General features: G+C 71.8%; 18 protein-coding genes and 1 pseudogene. 10 read left to right on the forward strand and 9 right to left on the reverse strand.

Translation table 11 applies throughout. The features are described from left to right. Positions 1-31: 31 nt before the first annotated feature. Positions 32-529 (reverse strand): annotated as a pseudogene (locus tag QFZ71_RS28490) (hypothetical protein); the annotation flags it as partial. Positions 530-640: 111 nt separating this feature from the next. Here QFZ71_RS28490 and QFZ71_RS28495 point away from each other — a divergent pair. Then, complete coding sequence (locus tag QFZ71_RS28495; RefSeq protein ID WP_307671022.1) at positions 641-838, forward strand: zf-HC2 domain-containing protein; 198 nt, start codon at positions 641-643, stop codon at positions 836-838. Here QFZ71_RS28495 and QFZ71_RS28500 read toward each other — a convergent pair. After that, entirely contained in the window at positions 772-1,344 is a 573-nt protein-coding gene (locus tag QFZ71_RS28500) for a sigma-70 family RNA polymerase sigma factor (RefSeq protein WP_307671023.1), read from the reverse strand. The genes QFZ71_RS28495 and QFZ71_RS28500 overlap by 67 nt on opposite strands. A 267-nt stretch (positions 1,345-1,611) precedes the next feature. Between QFZ71_RS28500 and QFZ71_RS28505 the strand changes: the two genes are divergently transcribed. Then, a complete protein-coding gene (locus QFZ71_RS28505) occupies positions 1,612-2,811 on the forward strand; it encodes a CapA family protein (protein WP_307671024.1) in 1,200 nt (399 codons plus the stop codon). A gap of 15 nt (positions 2,812-2,826) precedes the next feature. Here QFZ71_RS28505 and QFZ71_RS28510 read toward each other — a convergent pair whose 3' ends face one another. Next, positions 2,827-3,294, reverse strand: coding sequence for a universal stress protein (locus QFZ71_RS28510; RefSeq protein ID WP_307671025.1), 468 nt, complete (start codon positions 3,292-3,294; stop codon positions 2,827-2,829). Positions 3,295-3,446: 152 nt separating this feature from the next. Between QFZ71_RS28510 and QFZ71_RS28515 the strand changes: the two genes are divergently transcribed. Further along, positions 3,447-4,298: a polysaccharide deacetylase family protein gene (locus tag QFZ71_RS28515; RefSeq protein WP_307671026.1), complete on the forward strand. Its 852-nt coding sequence runs from the start codon at positions 3,447-3,449 to the stop codon at positions 4,296-4,298. A 107-nt stretch (positions 4,299-4,405) separates the two neighbouring features. Here the strand turns inward: QFZ71_RS28515 and QFZ71_RS28520 are convergent, their stop codons facing one another. Continuing rightward, positions 4,406-5,068 (reverse strand): class F sortase, encoded by a 663-nt coding sequence (locus QFZ71_RS28520; protein WP_307671027.1) that lies wholly within the window; start codon positions 5,066-5,068, stop codon positions 4,406-4,408. 325 nt (positions 5,069-5,393) lie between these two features. Here QFZ71_RS28520 and QFZ71_RS28525 point away from each other — a divergent pair, with 325 nt between their 5' ends. Then, positions 5,394-5,873 (forward strand): hypothetical protein, encoded by a 480-nt coding sequence (locus tag QFZ71_RS28525; RefSeq protein ID WP_307671028.1) that lies wholly within the window; start codon positions 5,394-5,396, stop codon positions 5,871-5,873. 91 nt (positions 5,874-5,964) lie between these two features. Here the strand turns inward: QFZ71_RS28525 and QFZ71_RS28530 are convergent, their stop codons facing one another. From QFZ71_RS28530 to QFZ71_RS28540, 3 genes are all read right to left on the reverse strand, one after another. Then, positions 5,965-6,522: a hypothetical protein gene (locus tag QFZ71_RS28530; protein WP_307671029.1), complete on the reverse strand. Its 558-nt coding sequence runs from the start codon at positions 6,520-6,522 to the stop codon at positions 5,965-5,967. Between the two features lie 187 nt (positions 6,523-6,709). Beyond that, positions 6,710-7,474, reverse strand: a complete 765-nt coding sequence (locus QFZ71_RS28535; RefSeq protein WP_307671030.1) for a DUF4239 domain-containing protein — start codon at positions 7,472-7,474, stop codon at positions 6,710-6,712. A gap of 13 nt (positions 7,475-7,487) precedes the next feature. Beyond that, a complete protein-coding gene (locus tag QFZ71_RS28540; protein ID WP_307671031.1) occupies positions 7,488-7,652 on the reverse strand; it encodes a hypothetical protein in 165 nt (54 codons plus the stop codon). A gap of 673 nt (positions 7,653-8,325) precedes the next feature. Between QFZ71_RS28540 and QFZ71_RS28545 the strand changes: the two genes are divergently transcribed. The 3 genes from QFZ71_RS28545 to QFZ71_RS28555 all read left to right on the forward strand — a co-directional run bounded on the left by QFZ71_RS28545 (position 8,326) and on the right by QFZ71_RS28555 (position 12,534). Continuing rightward, the gene (locus tag QFZ71_RS28545; protein WP_307671032.1) at positions 8,326-9,291 is read left to right on the forward strand and encodes an SCO0930 family lipoprotein; all 966 of its coding nucleotides are present in this window, start codon (positions 8,326-8,328) and stop codon (positions 9,289-9,291) included. Between the two features lie 253 nt (positions 9,292-9,544). Next, positions 9,545-10,363, forward strand: a complete 819-nt coding sequence (locus tag QFZ71_RS28550; protein WP_307671033.1) for an SAM-dependent methyltransferase — start codon at positions 9,545-9,547, stop codon at positions 10,361-10,363. After that, a complete protein-coding gene (locus QFZ71_RS28555; protein ID WP_307671034.1) occupies positions 10,360-12,534 on the forward strand; it encodes a bifunctional diguanylate cyclase/phosphodiesterase in 2,175 nt (724 codons plus the stop codon). The genes QFZ71_RS28550 and QFZ71_RS28555 overlap by 4 nt, the downstream gene beginning before the upstream one ends. A gap of 62 nt (positions 12,535-12,596) precedes the next feature. On the opposite strand, the gene QFZ71_RS28560 is transcribed toward QFZ71_RS28555, so the two are convergent. Continuing rightward, the gene (locus QFZ71_RS28560) at positions 12,597-13,493 is read right to left on the reverse strand and encodes a LysR family transcriptional regulator (RefSeq protein WP_307671616.1); all 897 of its coding nucleotides are present in this window, start codon (positions 13,491-13,493) and stop codon (positions 12,597-12,599) included. Positions 13,494-13,625: 132 nt separating this feature from the next. On the opposite strand from QFZ71_RS28560, the gene QFZ71_RS28565 reads away from it, so the two are divergent. The 3 genes from QFZ71_RS28565 to QFZ71_RS28575 are packed head-to-tail and all read left to right on the forward strand — an operon-like array spanning position 13,626 to position 16,988. After that, positions 13,626-14,294, forward strand: coding sequence for a succinate dehydrogenase cytochrome b subunit (locus QFZ71_RS28565; protein WP_307671617.1), 669 nt, complete (start codon positions 13,626-13,628; stop codon positions 14,292-14,294). A gap of 1 nt (position 14,295) precedes the next feature. Beyond that, positions 14,296-16,245 (forward strand): fumarate reductase/succinate dehydrogenase flavoprotein subunit, encoded by a 1,950-nt coding sequence (locus QFZ71_RS28570; RefSeq protein WP_307671035.1) that lies wholly within the window; start codon positions 14,296-14,298, stop codon positions 16,243-16,245. After that, entirely contained in the window at positions 16,242-16,988 is a 747-nt protein-coding gene (locus tag QFZ71_RS28575) for a succinate dehydrogenase/fumarate reductase iron-sulfur subunit (protein WP_307671036.1), read from the forward strand. Before QFZ71_RS28570 ends, QFZ71_RS28575 begins: the two co-directional genes overlap by 4 nt. Positions 16,989-17,046: 58 nt before the next feature. Here the strand turns inward: QFZ71_RS28575 and uvrA are convergent, their stop codons facing one another. Next, positions 17,047-19,461 carry an excinuclease ABC subunit UvrA gene (gene uvrA, locus QFZ71_RS28580; protein WP_307671037.1) on the reverse strand — a complete coding sequence of 805 codons (2,415 nt, stop codon included), beginning with the start codon at positions 19,459-19,461 and terminating at the stop codon, positions 17,047-17,049. Between the last annotated feature and the right edge of the window lie 6 nt (positions 19,462-19,467).

Raw genomic sequence — 19,467 nt, forward strand, 5'->3', positions numbered from 1 at the left:
GGTGCGGTCCGGGTGTGCCGGGCCCTCGGCGCAGGTGGACGGCCAGGTGTCCGAGAGGGAGCCCCACCTGCCAGGCGGGCGTCCAGATCCGGACCTCCCGGTCGCCCTCCGCCGCCAGGGGCGCGGGACCGATCGGGTCCAGGTCCGCCGCGAGCAGCTCGGTCTCCTCCGGCCGGCGCCAGGCCGCCCGCGCCAGCGCCAGATCGGGGTCCCCGGAGGCCGTGCTCCGTTCCGCCGCCGCCAGCCGCTCGCAGACCCAGCCGCGCCAGGCGCATTCGTACGCCGTGAGCACGCGCAGTTCGTCGACGCGCGGTCCGGGCAGGGCCGAGGGGGCCGGCGCCTCCCCGGGCCGCGCGCACGGGGACATCGTCAGCGCGAGCGCGTCGCGCCCCGCCCGGAACTCCGGCGTGGTCGGCTCCATCAGATCGCCGGTGCGCAGCAGCTCGTCGGCGATGTACTCGGTGGTCAGCCCGGCCATCGGCACCCGGAGCCCGTTTTCTCCGGTCCCGTCCGTATCCTCGGGACGCATCCCGTCTCGCCTCCTTCCTTGCCCGGTGCCGGGCTTCCCGCAGCATTGAACCGGGGGCGGCCGCCCCGCGTGGGCAGAAGGGAAGATCGCCCAGGAGATACGAGGCTGCGAATGAGTGCCGACCCCGGCGTCGACCCGCATGTGCGCCTGCTGCTCGGCGCGTACGTCCTGGACGCCCTGGATGCGGAGGAGGCGTGCCGCGTCGCCCGGCACCTCCAGGGCTGCGACGGATGCGCCCGCCTCTACATGGAGGTGGCCGAGGCGTCCGCTCTGCTGGCACTGGTCCGGACGGAGGACCTGCGGGAGTAGCCGGGCAGCGTGCGCGCGAGGACCCGCAGGGCGTAGTACGAACGGGACTTGACGGTCCCGGCGGGGATGCCGAGCACCTCGGCGGTCTCGCCGACGCTCAGCCCGCGGAAGTAGATCTGCACCAGCACCGCACGGTGCTCGGGGCTGAGGGTGCGGACCGCCTCGCGGACGTCGAGGGCGCACACCGCGCTGTCCGCGGTGTCATGGGCGTCCGGGGTGGTCTCCAGGACCGTGTCGCTGACCTCGACCGGCCGGGCCTGCCGGGAGCGCCGCGCGTCGATGGCGAGGCGGCGGCCGACGGTGAACAGCCACGGCCGCATCGAGTCGTAGGGGGCGTCGAACGCCTCGGGGTGCTGCCAGGCGCGTACGAGGGTCTCCTGCACCAGGTCCTCGGCCCGCTGCCGGTCCCCGAAGGTCAGGCCGAGCAGGAAGTGGAACAGGGCGGGGCCGTGGTCCCGCTGCAACGCCGCCAGGGTCCGCTCATCGGTCGTCGTGGTGGTCGTCATGAACGTCCTCTCCCGTCGTGGCCCCTGACGGCTTCGGTGCCGACTGGCGTATCCGAACGCATCCGGCGGCGCGGGAACAGGCGGTGCGCGGAGGCGTGCGACGAGCGGTCGCTCAGTGCGGCGAATGGTGCGGTGAACGGTCGAGGGGCCGTCGGGGTCTGCCGGTACGACCAGTTCAGCTAGGTATGCGGCAATGCTCCTTGCTTATCCGATATGAAGATCTGTGTAGTCGGATGGTCACAATCATCCGAACATGGAGTCGAGCAGATGACCCAGCGCATCCGACCGGGCACCGTGGCCGCCCTCGCCCTGCTGCTCGCCGCGGCCACCGGTTGCACCGGGCAGCAGTCCACGTCCCCCGCCCCGAGCGGGCCCCCCGCCGCGGCCCGGGGTTCGGCCGCCCGGCAGGTCGACGGGCCCCGCCCGTTCACGCTGCTCGCCGCGGGCGACATCCTGCCGCACTCCTCCGTGATCGACCGGGCCGCCGCCGACGCGGGCGGCGCGGGCTACGACTTCGCCCCGATGCTGGCGGGCGTCGCCCCGGTCGTCTCCGCTGCGGACCTGGCGTTCTGCCATATGGAGACGGTGTACGGGAAGAAGGGCGGCCCCTACACCGGCTACCCCACCTTCACGTCGCCGCCCGAGATCGCCGCGGCCCTGCGCACCACCGGATTCGACTCCTGTTCCACCGCCTCCAACCACACGCTCGACGACGGGGCCGAAGGCGTCCGGCGCACCCTTGACGCCCTGGACCGCGCGGGCATCCGGCACGCGGGCTCCGCCCGTACCGCCGCCGAGGCCGCCCGGCCGACGATCCTGTCCGCCGGACCGGGCAAGCACGCGGCCAGGGTCGCGCACCTCGCGTACACCTACGGGACCAACGACGTCCCGCTCCCCGCCGGCCGGCCCTGGACGGTCGACGTGACCGATGAGCGCAGGATCATCGAGGAGGCCAGGGCCGCGCGCCGGGCGGGCGCCGACGTCGTCGTGCTCTCCATCCACTGGGGTACCGAGTGGCAGGACGAGCCGGACGGACGTCAACGGGAACTGGCGCGGCGGCTCACCGCCTCCACCGACCGGGGCCGCCCCGACATCGACGCGGTGATCGGCACGCACGCCCACGTGCCCCAGGCGTACGAGAAGGTCAACGGGACCTGGGTCGTCTACGGCATGGGCGACCAGATCGCCGGGGCGATGATCAACCACGAGGGGGTGCAGGACCCGCGCGGCAACCAGAGTTCGATGGGGCGCTTCACCTTCGCGCCGCCCGCGAAGCCCGGTGGACGCTGGACCGTGACGAGGGCCGAGTTCGTCCCGCAGTGGTACGACACCGTCACCGGCCGGGCCGTGAACCTCAATGCCTCGATCGGCGACGGGGCCGGGCACCTGCGCGAGGTCCGCGACCGTATCCGTGCCGTCGTCCTCAGCCGGGGTGCGGCGGACGACGGGCTCCGCATGGGCGAGTAGGGCCGACGGTGGCGGCTACGGCACCACGGTGACGGGCCAGCGCCCCGCCTTCACCAGGCGTACGGCCACCGAGCCGATGAAGCGGTGCCCGGCCGATTCCGACGCCCCGACCACCACCGCGTCCGCATTCAGGTCGTCGGCCGCCGTCACCAGCCCGTTGTAGGGGTCGCCCCGGAAGGTGTGGAACTCCCAGCGCACGTTCCACGCGTCCCGGAAACGCTCGGCGGCCTCTCTGATCTCGGAGACCAGGCCCTCCGCGACCTCGGTCGTCGTGTCCTCCACCGGTACGCCCAGCGCCGCGCCCGCCGTGATGACGGGCTGGACGTACACGAGGGCCAGCAGGGCGTTCTGCCGACGGGCGAGCCCGGCGGCGTAGGCCGCCGCGCGCATCGACGAATCGGAGCCGTCCAGCCCCGCGACGATCACCTTGGGGCCGTCCGTCCCGCGTTCGAACCGATGAGGATGAGGCTGCCGCTCTGTCACGGCTCCGAGGCTATCGGCTCGCCCGGGGGTCGGGAATCCGGGACGGGACGCCGGGTCCGGGATGATCAGCATACTGGGACGAACGGGTGCAAAACGGTCGCGGTTCGGTGTCGGCGGCCGGGCGGAGCGTCCGGCCGTGCGAGCAGTTGGCCATGAGAAGTGATCACTCCCGACCCGAGCGGCGCACGCTGCTGAGGATCGCGCTCGGCCTCTCGACCGCCGCCGCCGTCCACCTGATCGCCGCCGACCCGGCGTCGACGCCCACGCGCCCCGCACGCACCGCCGGAACCCCGCCCCCGGCGGCCGCAGGGCCCCCGGCCACCGTCCGGGGCCGCCCCTCCCCGTACCGTCTCGAACCCATGACCGGCAACGCCCCGCCCCGGTTCAGACCGGGCCGGCCGCCCGTGCGGACCCGGCCCTTCGAGCACCTGCCCGGCCTCGGGCACTCCATGGTCCTCAGCTTCGACGACGGCCCGGACCCCCTCTACACCCCGCACATCCTGGCCACCCTGCGCGAGCACCGGGTCCGCGCCATGTTCTTCGTCTGCGGCGAGATGGCCGCAGGCAACCCGGATCTGCTGCGCGAGATGGCCGACGACGGGCATGTGGTGGGCAACCACTCCTGGTCCCACCCGCTGATCCCGAAGCTCTCCCGCGCCGCGATCCGCGACGAGCTGGGGCGTACCAGTGAGGCGGTGGACCGGACGCTCGGCGTCCCGCCGCTGTGGTACCGCGCCCCCTACGGAGCGTGGAACCGCAACTCCTTCGAGATCGGCGCCGAGTTGGGCATGGAGCCCATGGCCTGGACCGTGGACACGCTCGACTGGAGGACACCGGGTACGGACACGATCGTGCGGCGGGTGCTGGACGGCGCGGCGCCCGGCGTCGTCGTCCTCTCCCACGACGCGGGCGGTGACCGCTCGCAGAGCGTCGCGGCCCTGCGCCGCTACCTGCCCCGGCTGCTGGCGAGCGGCTACCGCGTCACCGTGCCGCACCGCGTCTGAGCGGACCGGGCGTGGTGTGCGCACGACCGCGCCCCCGACGGCACCGGAACCGAAGTGCTCGTCGGGGGCGCGGTCGTGCGGGGCGCGTCACACCCGGCGGAAACGGCTCAGCGGGTGTCGACGAGCCGGGCGAAGACCACCACGTTGCCGTCGTAGCCGTCCGCCTTCGTGTAACCCCCGCCGCAGGTGATGACGCGCAGCTCCGCGTGGCCGGTGTCGCCGTAGACCCGCGGGCCGGGGAAGTCGTACTTGGAGAAGACCTCCACCCCGTACACCTCGAAGACCCCGACCCGGCCGTCGTACCGGGTGACCTCCACCCGGTGCCCCTTCCGCAGCGATCCGAGGCCGTAGAAGACGGCGGGCCCCGCCTTGTTGTCGACATGGCCGACGACGACGGCGGTACCGCGCTGACCGGGGGCGATGCCGTTCTGGTACCAGCCTGCGAGGTTCGGGTCCTCGGCGGGCGGGGCGTCGATCCAGCCGTTGGCATCCAGGTTGACGTCGATGATCGGGGCATCCACGTCGATGGAGGAGATCTTCACGCGGGAGGCCGGGGCGTACGGCAGCGGCTGCACCGGCTCTCCCTCCACCGGCGGTCCTGCGGCGTCCTTGTCCAGGTCGAGCGAGGCGGCCGCGGCGGGCTGGGGCGGGCCCGCGTCGCCGAACTCCGTGCCGTTGCGCATGAGGGCGAGGCCGCTGAGCAGCACCAGGGCGATCGCGCCCCATGGCATACGTCTGGCCCGCTCGCCATCGGCGTGGTCCCGGCCCATGGTTCTCCCTTCGTCGACGCTGTGAACGTTAGGGGCGGCGTGCGGGGGCGGCGATCAGAGCGGGGCGAACGGGTGGTCGCGCCCGTCGGCGCCCGTGCCGGGTGCTGCCCATCGGAGTAATGAGCGGATAAAAGTTCTGACGGTCTGTGACCTGCGGATCCGTCAGGTCCGGGGCGCTCGCGCGGCGTGTCGCGTCACCGGGGTGGCGGAACGCCGAAGTGCGACTCATCGGTCGACTGGTGAGTGTTCGTCATGGGAGGCGTTCACGTCGATCCATCTCCGGGGGAGCAGCCCCCGGAGGCGTTTCCCGCTGGAGGTTCACACGATGCGTGCTTCACGCGCTCTCGCGGTCACCGCGACCGCATTCGCGGCCGTCGGGCTCGCGGCCCCCATGGCCGCCGCCACCAACGGTCCGAGCAACATCACCGTCAACCCGTACTCGGTCCACCAGGGCGCGACCATGAAGGTCACCGCACAGGGCTGCGGGCACGGCGGCAAGGTCTGGTCGAACGCGTTCCCGACGACCGAGCTCTCCGCGGGCGGCACGGGGTACGCGACGGCGCACATCCGTCACAACACCACTCCGGGGCACTACAACCTCTCGGTGAAGTGCCATGACAACAACCGGATCGAGACGCACAAGTTCACCGTGCTCGCCGGCAACGGCGCGCAGGGCGGGCTGGGCGGCTCGATGGGCCCGAGCTCCGTCGAGATGCAGGTCGGCGGCGGTCTGGTGGCCGCCGCGGCGGTCGGCGGCGCGGTCTTCCTCGTCCGTCGCCGTCGGACGAGCCATGCGGCGTTCTAGGGCGTCGAACCTCCCGCCCGGCCCGATACGCCCGTCGCCCCGAGTCCTGGATCAGGACCCGGGGCGACTGTCGTGCGCCGCACGAGCGCGATCAGTGGCGTCGGTCGGCGGTGCGGCGACGCGCGAAGTAGAGGGCGCCCGAGGCCGCCGCGACCACCAGGGCCGCTCCGGCGGCGACCTCCACCGTGTCGGTGGAGCCGGCGCTGCCGCCGAGGCCGCCGCGCACGCCGCCCGGTACGAGCGCCGTCGAGCTGGCGGTCGGCACGGTGGTGGGTGTCGGGGTGGGGGTCCTCGTGGCACCGCCCGTGATCGTGAGGTTGACGTTCCGGGAGGTGCCGGTGGAGCCGCACGAGAACGTCACGGCGTAGATGGCGCCCCGGCGGGCGTCGGTGTCGACGGTGGCGGTTCCCGTCGTGCTGCCGCTCGGGATCACGGTCGTGTCGAAGACGCCCGAGCTGACCGTCGTCTCGCCCGTGCACCCTCCGGAACCGAGGGTCACCCGGCCGCCCGGCGCGATGACCGAGGGGGTGATGGTCGGGTTGAACGTGCTGGACGCCCCGTCCGGCGCGGCGAAGGCGGCGGACGGGGCGATCAGCGTCAGGGCGCCGGCGCCGAGCAGGGCGAGCGGTGCGACACGTATCGCGCGCATGGTGGATCCTCCGGGTTCCCCGAGGGGCAGCTGCGGAACGAATTTCCACATAGCAGGAAAAATGCACCTCGATGACCGACACGCTAGGAGGGGTCGCCCCGGCCCGCGATCGGGGTCCGGCGAATGGGTCAGCGGGTCCCCCGACCGGACCCACTCGCCAGGGCCCGGCCTCCCCGGTGACCGCGCCTTACCCGGTGGCCTCCGGGAACATGTCGAGGAACGGCTCGGCGGTGGCCGAGATGCCCCGGCCGAAGGGCGCGTCGAAGTCCCAGATGAGGAAGAGCAGGAAGGCGATCAGCGCGCTGAACAGGCCGGCCAGGAGCAGTTCGCGGAAGGTCCTGCGGATCTGCAGGGTGAAGATCAGTCCCACCGTCACCATCGCTCCGGCGATCAGCCCGAACCAGACCACACCGGGCATCGTCGCCCCGGCGTTCTGGCCGCGTGTGCTGCGGGCGTCGTCCGCCGCGGCCACCTGGTCGACCAGCGGCTGGTACGCCTGTCCCTCGTGGTCGTTCCTCGGCACGTAGTCCGTCACGTCCGCCCGCACCCTGTTCAGCAGTTCGGTGCCGCGCCCGGTGAGCGCGTGCCGCTCGGACATCACCTTCCACTCGTCGTGGACCACATGGCTCACATAGGCGTCCACGTCCGCCCGGATGCGGTCGCGGACCTCCGCCGGGTAGACCGAGGACCGCTCCCGCACCTCGTGCAGCGCCTGCGCCTCGATGCGTACGGACTCCTGGGCGGAGCTCCGGCCCTCCCAGACGCCGGCGATGGCGAGTCCCAGGACGATCGCGTAGACCACGCCGATCATCATCGTCATGTACTCGATGACGTCAGGCGTCTCGGACGGATCGTCGTCGTCCCCGACCCGCCGGTTGTTCAGGACGGCGATGGTGAGGACGACCGCGCAGGCGGACGCCATGGCAATGCTCAGCACGAGCCATTCGGACATGCGTCTCTCCAGGTCAGCGGGATGATCGCGGGCGCAGCACGGCGACGGCGAACACCGCAGGGGCGGTGATGAGCAGCGTCAGGGACACCAGCGACGGCCCGCTCCGCGGCTGCTTGCGGGCGGCTTTGCGGTACGTCGGCAGGGCGACGGCCCGCGGCGTCGGCGGCTCGGTTCGCACCGGCGGCTTCGGTGCGGGCGAGGGCTTCGGTGCGGGTGCGGGTGCGGGTGCCGGAGCCGGAGGTGACGGAGGCGGCGGGGGTGGCTGGGTCGGCGCAGGCTGTGGCGGTTCAGTGACCACCGGCGGGGGCGCCGGCGGTGGTGGGGGAGGAGCCGGCGGTGCGGGTTTCGGAGGCGGAGGCGGAGGCGGGGGCGGAGGCGGGGGCGGAGGCGGGGGCGGAGACGGGGGTGGTGGAGGCGGTGGGGGTGGTGGAGGTGGCGGTGGTTCGGGAACCTCGCCACAGTCGCCGTCCCCCGCCACCGCGACCGCCGTACTGCCGTCGCCCTGCCCGATCGTGGCCACCGCGCAGCTGTCGGCGGTCGCCGGCAGCGGTACGGCTGTCAGCCAGAGGAGTGCGGCGACCGTCGAGAGCCGCGCGATGCGTGATCCGTGCACGAGGGGGAGCATGATCCCTGATGTCGGTGGACACGCCGTCCACGTGGGTGATTCGCCTGATCGTGCGGATATTGGGCCGTTCGTGTTGACGCGGCGACCTCGGCGTCCCCGCATCTTCCCGGACTTCCTCGGTGCACGACTGAACGCGAACCCGTTGACCGCCCGTACCCAGGGCCACGTACGACGCGGCCCCGCGTCGGTACCGGAAGCGCTACGACGAAGCACCACGGGAGCGGACATGAACACCTGGCGCAACGCCTCGCCGGCAGTCACCGCCGCAGCCCTGCTGACGCTCACGACGGCGTGCGGGCAGGAGAAGGGTGACGCATCGCCCAACGGCCAGGCGGTGGGCAACGCCGCCCCGGCCCGGCAGCCCGCCGACAGCGGCTACGGATCGGCCGGCGGGGGATCCGGCTCCGGGGCGGAAGCGAAGGCGGCCGAGCCGAAGGGAGCCGGTCAACTCGCCGTCCGGGACGGCGAGAAGCTCGGAAGGGTGCTCACCGACAGCGAGGGCTTCACGCTCTACCGCTTCGACAGGGACCGTGCGAATCCGCCCGAGGCGACCTGCGAGGACGCGTGCGCGGAGACCTGGCCGGTGGTGGCCGCGGACGACACCACCGCCGCGGCCGGCACCGACGCGGCCCTGCTCGGCGAGGTCACCCGCGCCGACGGAACCAGCCAACTGACCGTCGGCGGATGGCCGATGTACCGGTATGCCAAGGACACCGCGCCGGGCCAGATCAACGGGCAGGGCGTCGGCGGCACCTGGTTCGCCGCCGCCCCGGACGGGAAGAAGGCCGCCAGGAACGCCGACAGCGCCGCGGTGGCCGAACCGGCCGGTCCCGCCGGGCTTTCGGTCCGCCGGGACCCGGAACTCGGCGACATCGTGGTGGACGGCAGGAGCATGACGGTTTACCGCTTCACCAAGGACTCCGCCTGGCCGATGAAGACCGCGTGCACGGGAGACTGCCTCAAGAAGTGGCCGGTAGTGCCCCCTGTGGCCAAAAATACGGTGGACGGAGTGACGAAGAAGGGATTCGTCACCTTCGGCCGTCCCGACGGAATCGAGCAGCAGACCATCGACTGCCGGCCCCTCTACACCTTCGCGGGCGACAAGAAGCCCGGTGACACCAACGGGCAGGGCGTCGGCGGAACCTGGTACGCCGTTTCCCCGGAAGCGAAACTCGTCCGCGCCCCGAAGTAGCCACGACTCCGGCACATTGCCACTCAGGAGCCCAAGTGGCCCCGAACCACCGGGAAACGGCATCCGGAGTGCCGGTCCGTTGCTGTCCGTATACGTACGGCGACGGACCGGCGGGAGAAGCCACCGGAGTGTGACCAATAACGGATCGCGAATTTCCGTTTCCACTCGCTCTCCTGGCGGTCGATCAGTAGCCTCTGGTCAACACTGACCATGAACATGGCCGGATCGCCGTGGCGACTTGTTGGAGACATCGATGGAGCGTCCCGCCTGGGCACCGCCGGGCATAGATATTTCGGTGCCGAGCGTGTCTCGCATGTACGACTTCTATCTGGGCGGATCGCACAATTTCGAGGTGGACCGGGAAGCCGCGCGCAAGGCCATGGAGTTCCTCCCCGGCCTTCCCAAGATCATGCAGGCCAATCGCGCCTTTATGCGCCGGGCCGTCCGCTATGCCGTCGACTCGGGCATCGACCAGTTCCTGGACATAGGCTCCGGCATCCCGACGTTCGGCAACGTCCACGAGGTCGCCCGCGCCGCCGACCCGAAGGCAAGGGTCGCCTACGTCGATCACGACCCGGTCGCCGTCGCCCACAGCCAGGCCGTGCTGGAGGGCGACGAGCGGGCCGTCATCGCCGCCGCCGATCTGCGTCGTCCCCGGGAGATCCTGGCGCACCCGGAGATCACCGGACTGCTCGACCTGGACCGCCCGGTCGCCCTGCTGCTGGTCGCGGTGCTCCACTTCATCGAGGACGCCGACGAGCCGCGCGCCGCGGTCGCCGAACTGCGCGAGGCGCTGGCCCCCGGCAGCCTGATCGTCCTGACCCACGCCGCGTACGACGGCATCCCGCTCCCCAAGGAGGAGGCGGCCGGCACGGTCGGCGTCTACAAGAACATCCGCAACCCGCTGATCATGCGCTCGCGCGAGGAGATCGGTCAGTTCTTCGAGGGCTACGAGATGGTCGAGCCGGGGCTCGTGTCGATGCCCGAATGGCGGCCCGACACCCCGCAGTCGCCGGAGCAGGAAGACCCGTACGCGTTCTCGGGCTTCGCAGGGGTCGGGCGCAAGGCGTGAGCATTCCGGCCCAGACGTCCGGAGAGCCGGACGCGGAACCCGACGGTCCGGAGGGCCGGCTCCGGAGATTCGCCAGGATCTGGAGCCGCGCCATCTTCCCCCTGACGGCCACCTCCCTCACCCGCCCCGAGTTCGAACAGCATCTGCTGCCGCTGGCACGCGAGCTGAACGGCATCCTGCACGCCCATCCCTTCGACGCCTCGCCCGCGCAACGCGTCGGCGCGGCCCTCGTCGAGGTGCACTGCACCGACCCGGACGCCCTCAGTTCCACGCTCGGCGTCGTCGACTCCTACCTCGTCCTGTACTGCGGCGGAAACGGACCCGGCGCGCTGTCCACCGAGGACGGCCGGGCCCGCTGCGCCCGGATCCAGCACACCCTCGCCGCCGGTTTCACCGGGGCCCTGCGCGAACGCACCCTCGCCGAGCAGGAGGCCATCGCCCGTTCGGCGCTGACCGCCCGCTCGCACGCCGAGCAGGTCCTGCACGCCACCCAGGCACGGTTCCGCGCGGTCTTCGAGGGGGCGGCCATCGGCATCGGCATCGCCGACCTGGACGGCAACATCCTGGAGATCAACGACACGCTCACCAAGATGTTCGGCGGCCTCGAACACCACGTCCGCAGCCACAAGCTGAACGAATGGGTCCACCCCGAGGACTCGCCGCAGGTATGGCGGTACTACGACGAACTGGTACGCGGCGAACGCGAGCACTACCGGGTCGAGAAGGCGTACTACCGCAACGACGGCACCGTTCTGTGGACCAACCTCACCGTCTCGCTGCTGCGGGACTCCGAGGGCCGCCCCGAGTACCAGCTCGCGCTGATGGAGGACACGACCGAGCGGCGGTTGCTCAATCTGCGGCTGCGGTACGAGGCCACGCACGACGCGCTCACCGGCCTGCCCAACCGGACCCTGTTCTTCGAACGTCTGGAGAAGGCGCTCACCGCGCGGGAGAGCACCCGCTTCGGCCTCTGCTACCTGGACCTCGACGGCTTCAAGGCGATCAACGACAGCCTCGGCCACGCCGCGGGCGACCGCCTGCTGGTCGAGGTCGCGGACCGGCTCCAGAGCTGCGCCACCGCCCCCGGCGAGATGGTCGCCCGGCTCGGTGGCGACGAGTTCGTCGCCCTGACCACCGGTCCGGGCACCGCCGAGGAGGTGCACGAACTGGCGGGCCGCATCCTGAACGCGCTCGCCACCCCCATCCGCATCGACGGCCGCGAACTCACCGTCCGCGGCTCGATCGGCATCGTGGAGGGGCCCTCCGGGGAGCGCGGCGCCGCCGAGGTGCTGCGCAGCGCCGACATCACGATGTACCGGGCCAAGGCGGCGGGCGGCAACCGCTTCCAGCTCGCCGACGCGGAGGCCGACGCCCGCGCCATCACCCGGCACGGGCTGACCACCGCGCTTCCCGCCGCCCTGGACCGGGGCGAGTTCTTCATCGAGTACCAGCCGCTCGTCCACCTCGGCGACGGCACGGTGCACGGCGCCGAGGCACTCGTACGGTGGTGCCACCCGCAGCACGGCGTGCTCGGCCCCGACCGGTTCATCCCGCTCGCCGAACACACCGGGCTCATCGTGCCGCTCGGCCGCTGGGTGCTGGAGGAGTCCGTCCGCCAGGCGAACTTCTGGCAGGAGCGGCACAGCGACGGAGGCCCGTTGCGGATCAACGTCAACCTGTCGCCGACCCAGCTGCACCACCCCCGGCTGGTCGCGGAGACGGTCGACGTGCTGGAACGGTCCGGTCTCGAACCGGGCGCGCTCTGCCTGGAGGTGACCGAGTCGGCCCTCATCGGAGCCGACGACGATCTCCTCAAGCCGCTGTGCCAGCTCGCGGAGATGGGCGTCGACATCGCGCTCGACGACTTCGGCACCGGGTACTCGAACCTGGCCAACCTGCGCAGGCTGCCGGTGAGCGTGCTCAAGCTGGACCGTTCGTTCACGCGGGGCATGCAGCAGCATCCGGCGGACCCGGTCGATCTGAAGATCGTCGAGGGGATCGTGTCGCTGGCCCACAGCCTGGAGCTGGCCGTCACGGTGGAGGGCGTGGAGACGGGGGCCCAGGCCGAGCAGTTGCGCGCCCTGGGCTGCGACACCGCCCAGGGCTGGTACTACGCCCGCCCCGGCGCCCCGGACCGCATCCACTCCCTGCTGCTGGCGGACGCCGTCTGAGCCACCGTCCGGGCTCCGTTCCACGGGGCCCGGACGGGGCGGCGGCGGCCCGGTGCGCGCCGTCAGCCGGGGGCGGGCCGGTGCTCCAGCAGCATCCGCTGGAGCTCGCGCGCCGCCCGGGGCGGGTCCACGTCGCTGCGGTGCGCCAGCGCGATCGTGCGCCGCAGTCCGTCACCCGCCAGCCGGGTCCTGCGCAGATCGTGGCCGGCCCGCGCGGCGGCCATGCTCGGCACCACCGCGATGCCGAGCCCCGCACGGACGAAACCGAGCACCGCGTCCATCTCGCCGCCCTCGACCGTGAACGAGGGCTCGAACCCCTCCGCGCGGCACGCGGCGAGGGTCAGCTCCCGCAGGTTGTACCCGTGCCGGAACATCACCAGCGGCGCCCCCTCCAGGTCCGCGATCCGGATCGATCCGCCCCGGCCCGGAGCCGGCTCCGCCGTCGAGGACACCACCACCAGGTCCTCCCGCAGCAGCTCCACCGTGGTCAGCGCGGGGGAGGCGGCCGGCAACGGCAGCACCACCAGCGCCAGATCGAGCGCGCCCCGCGCCAGCTGACGCACCAGGTCGTGCGAGCCGCCCTCCTCCAGCAGCAGCCGCACCCCCGGATGCCGGTCGTGGAAGGCGCGCAGCACGTCCGGCAGAAGCCCGGTGCAGAGGCTGGGCGTGGCCCCCAGCCGCACCCGGCCCGTGCGCAGCGACACCACCTCCTGGACCTCCTGGCGCGCCGTCTCCGCATCCGCGAGGATGCGCCGGGCCAGCGGCAGCAGCGCCTCGCCCGCGTCTGTGAGCGTGATGTTCCCCCGCGCGCGGCTGAAGAGGTCCGCGCCCAACTCCGTTTCCAGTGCCCGGATCTGCTGGGAGAGCGAGGGCTGCGACACATGCACCGCTTCGGCGGCACGGGTGAAGTGCCGGGTCTCGGCGACGGCCACGAAATAGGTGAGCTGCTGGAAGTGCACCAGCCGACGATAGCGCAAGTCGATAGCCTTTACCTATGAAGATAAGCCGGACCATGTCTTGGACTGATCGGCTGTCCCGCCCCTACGGTCGTGTGCATGGCATTGGCAACGCGGACGGACCGACGGCCGTCGATGACGCGGACGCTCTGGCACTCGACCGTCGGCAAGAAGACGATCATGGCCGTGACCGGTCTGGTCATGCTCGGATACCTGGTCGCCCACATGGCGGGCAACCTGAAGATCTTCTTCGGGCCCGGCGAGTTCGACGGGTACGCCCACTGGCTGCGCACCATGGGCGCACCCGTCCTGCACCACGCGTGGGCGCTCTGGATCGTCCGGGTGGGGCTCGTCGCCGCCGTCGTGCTGCACGGCGTCTCGGCGTACCAGCTCAGCCGGCGCGACATCCGGGCACGCCCGACCGCGTACGTCCACAAGAGGCCCCGCGCGAGCTACGCCACCCGCACCATGCGCTGGGGCGGCGTCATTCTGGCGCTCTTCATCGTCTGGCACATCCTCGACCTGACGACCGGCACCGTGCACGCGGGCTTCGAGGCCGGGCACCCGTACCGGAACGTCGTCGACACCTTCTCGACCTGGTACGGCAACGTCATCTACATCGTCGCGGTGCTCGCCATGGGCCTGCACGTCCGGCACGGATTCTGGAGCGCCGCCCAGACCCTGGGCGTCGGCAACGCGACCCGCGACCGCATCCTGAAGACCCTCGCCCACCTCCTCGCGGCGGTGCTGACGGTGGGCTTCGTCTCCGTACCCGTCGCCGTCATGACCGGAGTGGTGAGCTGACATGCCCGACTACCCGCAGTACCGCACGGGCGAGCCCGTCGTCGACACGAAAGCCCCCGAGGGCCCTGTCCACGAGCGCTGGGACACCCGCCGCTTCCAGGCCAAGCTCGTGAACCCCGCCAACCGGCGCAAACACACCGTGATCGTCGTCGGCACCGGGCTGGCCGGCGGCGCGGCCGGAGCCACCCTCGCCGAACAGGGCTACCACGTCGTCCAGTTCTGTTTCCAGGACTCGCCCCGGCGTGCCCACTCGGTGGCCGCCCAGGGCGGTATCAACGCCGCGAAGAACTACCGCAACGACGGCGACTCCATCCACCGGCTCTTCTACGACACCGTCAAGGGCGGTGACTTCCGCGCCCGCGAGTCCAACGTCCACCGGCTCGCCCAGATCTCCGTCGAGATCATCGACCAGTGCGTCGCCCAGGGCGTCCCCTTCGCCCGCGAGTACGGCGGCCTCCTCGACAACCGCTCCTTCGGCGGCGTCCAGGTCTCCCGTACGTTCTACGCGCGCGGCCAGACCGGACAGCAGCTCCTCCTCGGCGCGTACCAGGCGCTGTCCCGGCAGATCGCCGCCGGCGGCGTCGAACTCCACGCCCGCACCGAGATGCTGGACCTGATCGTGATCGACGGAAGGGCGCGCGGCATCGTCGCCCGCGACCTCGTCACCGGGAAGATCGACACCTACTTCGCCGACGCGGTCGTCCTCGCCACCGGCGGCTACGGCAACGTCTTCCACCTGTCCACCAACGCCATGAACTCCAACGCCACCGCGATCTGGCGCGCCCACCGGCGCGGCGCCTACTTCGCCAACCCCTGCTTCACCCAGATCCACCCCACCTGCATCCCGCGCACCGGCGACCACCAGTCCAAGCTCACCCTGATGAGCGAGTCGCTCCGCAACGACGGCCGCATCTGGGTCCCCAAGGCCAAGGGCGACACCCGCCCGGCGGACCGGATCCCCGAGGACGAGCGCGACTACTACCTGGAGCGCGTCTACCCCGCCTTCGGCAACCTGGTGCCCCGCGACATCGCCTCCCGCGCCGCCAAGAACGTCTGCGACGAGGGACGCGGCGTCGGCCCCGGCGGGCAGGGCGTCTACCTGGACTTCACCGAGGCCATCGGCCGGATGGGCCGCAAGGCGGTGGAGGCCGGGTACGGCAATCTCTTCGAGATGTACCAGCGGATCACCGACGAGGACCCGTACACGGTCCCGATGCGGATCTACCCCGCCGTGCACTACACGATGGGCGGCCTCTGGGTCGACTACGACCTCCAGACCACCATCCCCGGCCTCTTCGCCATCGGGGAGGCCAACTTCTCCGACCACGGGGCCAACCGGCTCGGCGCGTCCGCCCTGATGCAGGGCCTCGCCGACGGCTACTTCGTCCTGCCGTCCACCATCAACGACTACCTCGCCCGCAACCCGCACACCGGGAACGCCGACGCCGAACACCCCGCCGTCGCCGAGGCGGTGGCGGAGACCGAGGACCGGCTCCACCTGCTGCTCTCCGTCGACGGCGACCGCACCCCCGACTCCTTCCACCGCGAGATCGGTGAACTCATGTGGGAGCACTGCGGGATGGCCCGCACCGAGGATGGCCTGCGCGGTGCCCTCGAGCGAATCCCCGAGATCCGCGAGGAGTTCTGGCGCCGCATCAAGGTCCCCGGCACCGGCGAACAGTTCAACCAGTCGCTGGAGAAGGCCAATCGCATCGTGGACTACCTGGAGCTCGCCGAGCTGATGTGCCTCGACGCCCTGCACCGCGCCGAATCCTGCGGGGGCCACTTCCGCGAGGAGTCCCAGACCCCGGAGGGCGAGGCCGAACGCCGCGACGAGGAGTTCTCCTACGCCGCCGCCTGGGAGTTCACCGCCACCGGTGAGGCCCCCGTCCTGCACAAGGAAGACCTCGTCTTCGAGTACGTCCACCCCACCCAGCGGAGCTACGCATGAAGCTCACCCTGCGCGTCTGGCGCCAGAAGGACGCCGCGACGCCCGGCGCCATGGCCACCTACGAAGTCGACGGCATCTCCGCCGACATGTCGTTCCTGGAGATGCTCGACACCCTCAACGAAGAACTCATCCTCGCCGGGGACGAACCCGTCGCCTTCGACCACGACTGCCGTGAGGGCATCTGCGGCGCGTGCAGCCTCGTCATCAACGGCGACGCCCACGGCCCGGAGCGCACCACCACCTGCCAGCTCCACATGCGGTCGTTCTCCGACGGCGACACGATCGACATCGAACCCTGGCGGGCCTCCGCCTTCCCGGTCGTCAAGGACCTGGTCGTGGACCGTTCGTCGTTCGACCGGATCATCCAGTCCGGCGGCTACATCTCCGCCCCGACCGGCACCGCCCCGGACGCCCACGCCACCCCGGTGCCCAAGCCCGACGCCGACTTCGCCTTCGAGCACGCCGAGTGCATCGGCTGCGGAGCCTGCGTCGCCGCCTGCCCCAACGGCTCGGCGATGCTGTTCACCTCGGCGAAGGTCAACCACCTGGGCGTCCTGCCGCAGGGCGCGCCCGAGCGCGAGACCCGCGTGCTGGACATGGTGGCGCAGATGGACGAGGAGGGGTTCGGCGGGTGCACCCTGGCCGGCGAGTGCGCGACCGCCTGCCCCAAGGGCATCCCGCTGCCGTCGATCGCCGCGATGAACAAGGAGTGGCTGCGCGCGACCCGTAAGGTCCGCCGCTGAAGCGGCAGGTGATCCGGGTACGTCCCCCGGGGCGCGCCGAGTCCGGGGACGTGCCCGCTCAGCGGCGCAGCGCCTTCGCCAGGAACGGGGCCGTACGGCTTCCGGCGGCGCGGGCCACCTCCTCCGGCGTGCCGGCCGCGACGATCCGCCCGCCCCGGTCCCCGCCCTCGGGGCCCATGTCGACGACATGGTCCGCGCCCGCCACCACGGCCATGTCGTGCTCCACGACCACCACGGTGTTCCCGGCGTCGACCAGGGAGTGCAACTGCCGCATCAGCACCTCCACATCGGCCGGATGCAGCCCCGTCGTCGGCTCGTCCAGCAGATACAGCGTGTGCCCGCGCCGGGTGCGCTGGAGCTCCGCCGCCAGCTTGATGCGCTGCGCCTCACCGCCGGACAGCTCCGTGGCCGGCTGCCCGAGCCGCAGGTAGCCGAGCCCCACGTCCAGCAGGGTCCGCAGCGGACGCTCGGCGGCAGGCGTACCGGAGAAGAACCCCGCCGCCGACTCCACGGTCAGATCCAGGACCTGAGCGATCGTCAGTCCCTCCAGGGTGACCTCCAGTGTCTGGGGGTTGTAACGCGCGCCGTGGCAGTCCGGGCAGGGCGCGTACGTACTGGGCAGGAACAGCAGCTCCACCGAGACGAATCCCTCGCCCTGACAGGTCTCGCACCGCCCGCCGCTCACGTTGAACGAGAACCGCCCCGCCGTGTACCCCCGCTCCCGCGCCGTCCCCGTCCGCGCGAAGAGCTTGCGCACGGTGTCGAACAGACCGGTGTACGTGGCCAGATTGGACCGGGGCGTCCGCCCGATGGGCTTCTGGTCCACCTGGACCAGCCGGTCCACCGCCTCCAGCCCGGTGGCCGTCGCGCAGGACAGGTCGCCCGCCGTGGACTCCTCGCCCGCCTGCCGGTCCGCCAGCACGCCGGCGAGTACCTGGCCCACCAGCGTCGACTTGCCCGACCCGGAGACACCGGTCACCGCCGTGAACACGCCGAGCGGGAACGCCGCGTCGACGCCCCGCACATTGTGCCGCTCCACCCCGGTGAGCCGGATCCACCCGGACGGCGTCCGCTTCTCCCGTACCGGCGGGTCCGGCTCCACCTCGGGGAAGAGGAAGCGGCGCGTCGCCGACTCCGGCACCAGGGCCAGCCCCTCGGGCGGCCCGCTGTGCAGCACCCGCCCCCCGTGCTCCCCGGCCAGCGGGCCCACGTCCACCAGCCAGTCCGCCCGCCGCACCACGTCCATCTGGTGCTCCACCACGAAGACCGAGTTCCCGGCCTCCTTCAGCCGGCCCAGCACACCGAGCAGCGCCTCGGTGTCCGCCGGGTGCAGACCGGCGGAGGGCTCGTCCAGGACGTAGACGACACCGAACAGGCCCGACCGCAACTGGGTGGCCATCCGCAGCCGTTGCAGCTCGCCCGAGGAGAGCGTCGGAGCGGTGCGGTCCAGGCTCAGATAGCCGAGCCCCAGTTCCGTCACCGTCCCGATCCGCGCCAGCAGATCACCGGTCAGCACGCGGGCCGTCTCCTCGCCCCCCGCCCCCGCCAGCACCTCGGCCAACGCCGACAGAGGCATTCCGGCCAGCTCCGCGATGGTCCGCCCGGCGAACGTCACCGCCATCGCCTCCGGCCGCAGCCGGCTCCCCTCGCAGACCGGGCACGGGGCACTGGTCAGGAAGCTTTCCGCCTTCGCCCGCAGGGAGCGGCTCCTGGTGTCGGCGAAGGTGTGCAGTACATAGCGCCGGGCGCTCATGTACGTGCCCTGGTAGGGGCGTTGGATCCGTCCGGCCTCCCGCACCGGATGCACCGTGACCACCGGCTGCTCATCGGTGAACAGGATCCACTCCCGGTCCTTCGCGTCCAGCTCGCGCCACGGCCGGTCGACGTCGTACCCGAGTGCGTCCAGCACGTCCCGCAGATTCTTGCCCTGCCAGGCGCCCGGCCAGGCGGCGATCGCCCCTTCCCGGATCGACAGGGAGGGGTCGGGGACGAGCAGCGCTTCGTCCGTCCGGTGGATCCGCCCCAGCCCGTGGCACTCCGGACACGCCCCGACCGCCGTGTTGGGGGAGAAGGAGTCGGAGTCCAGCCGCTCGGCCCCCGGCGGATAGTCGCCCGCACGGGAGAAGAGCATGCGCAGGGAGTTGGAGAGGGTGGTCACCGTCCCCACCGACGAGCGGGCACCCGGCGCGGAGCGCCGCTGCTCCAGTGAGACGGCGGGCGGAAGCCCGGTGATCTCCCCGACGGCGGGTGCGCCCACCTGGTGGATCAGCCGTCGTGCGTAGGGGGCGACGGACTCGAAGTAGCGCCGCTGCGCCTCCGCGTAGATGGTTCCGAAGGCCAGCGAGGACTTCCCGGATCCCGACACGCCCGTGAAGACGGTCAGGGTGTCGCGCGGGATGTCGACCCGCACGTCCTTGAGGTTGTGCTCGCGGGCGCCGCGCACCCGGACGTACGGATCGTGGGGGGAGTGCATGGGCTC

It is taken from the genome of Streptomyces sp. V2I9, assembly GCF_030817475.1.
Classification (GTDB): Bacteria; Actinomycetota; Actinomycetes; order Streptomycetales; family Streptomycetaceae; genus Streptomyces.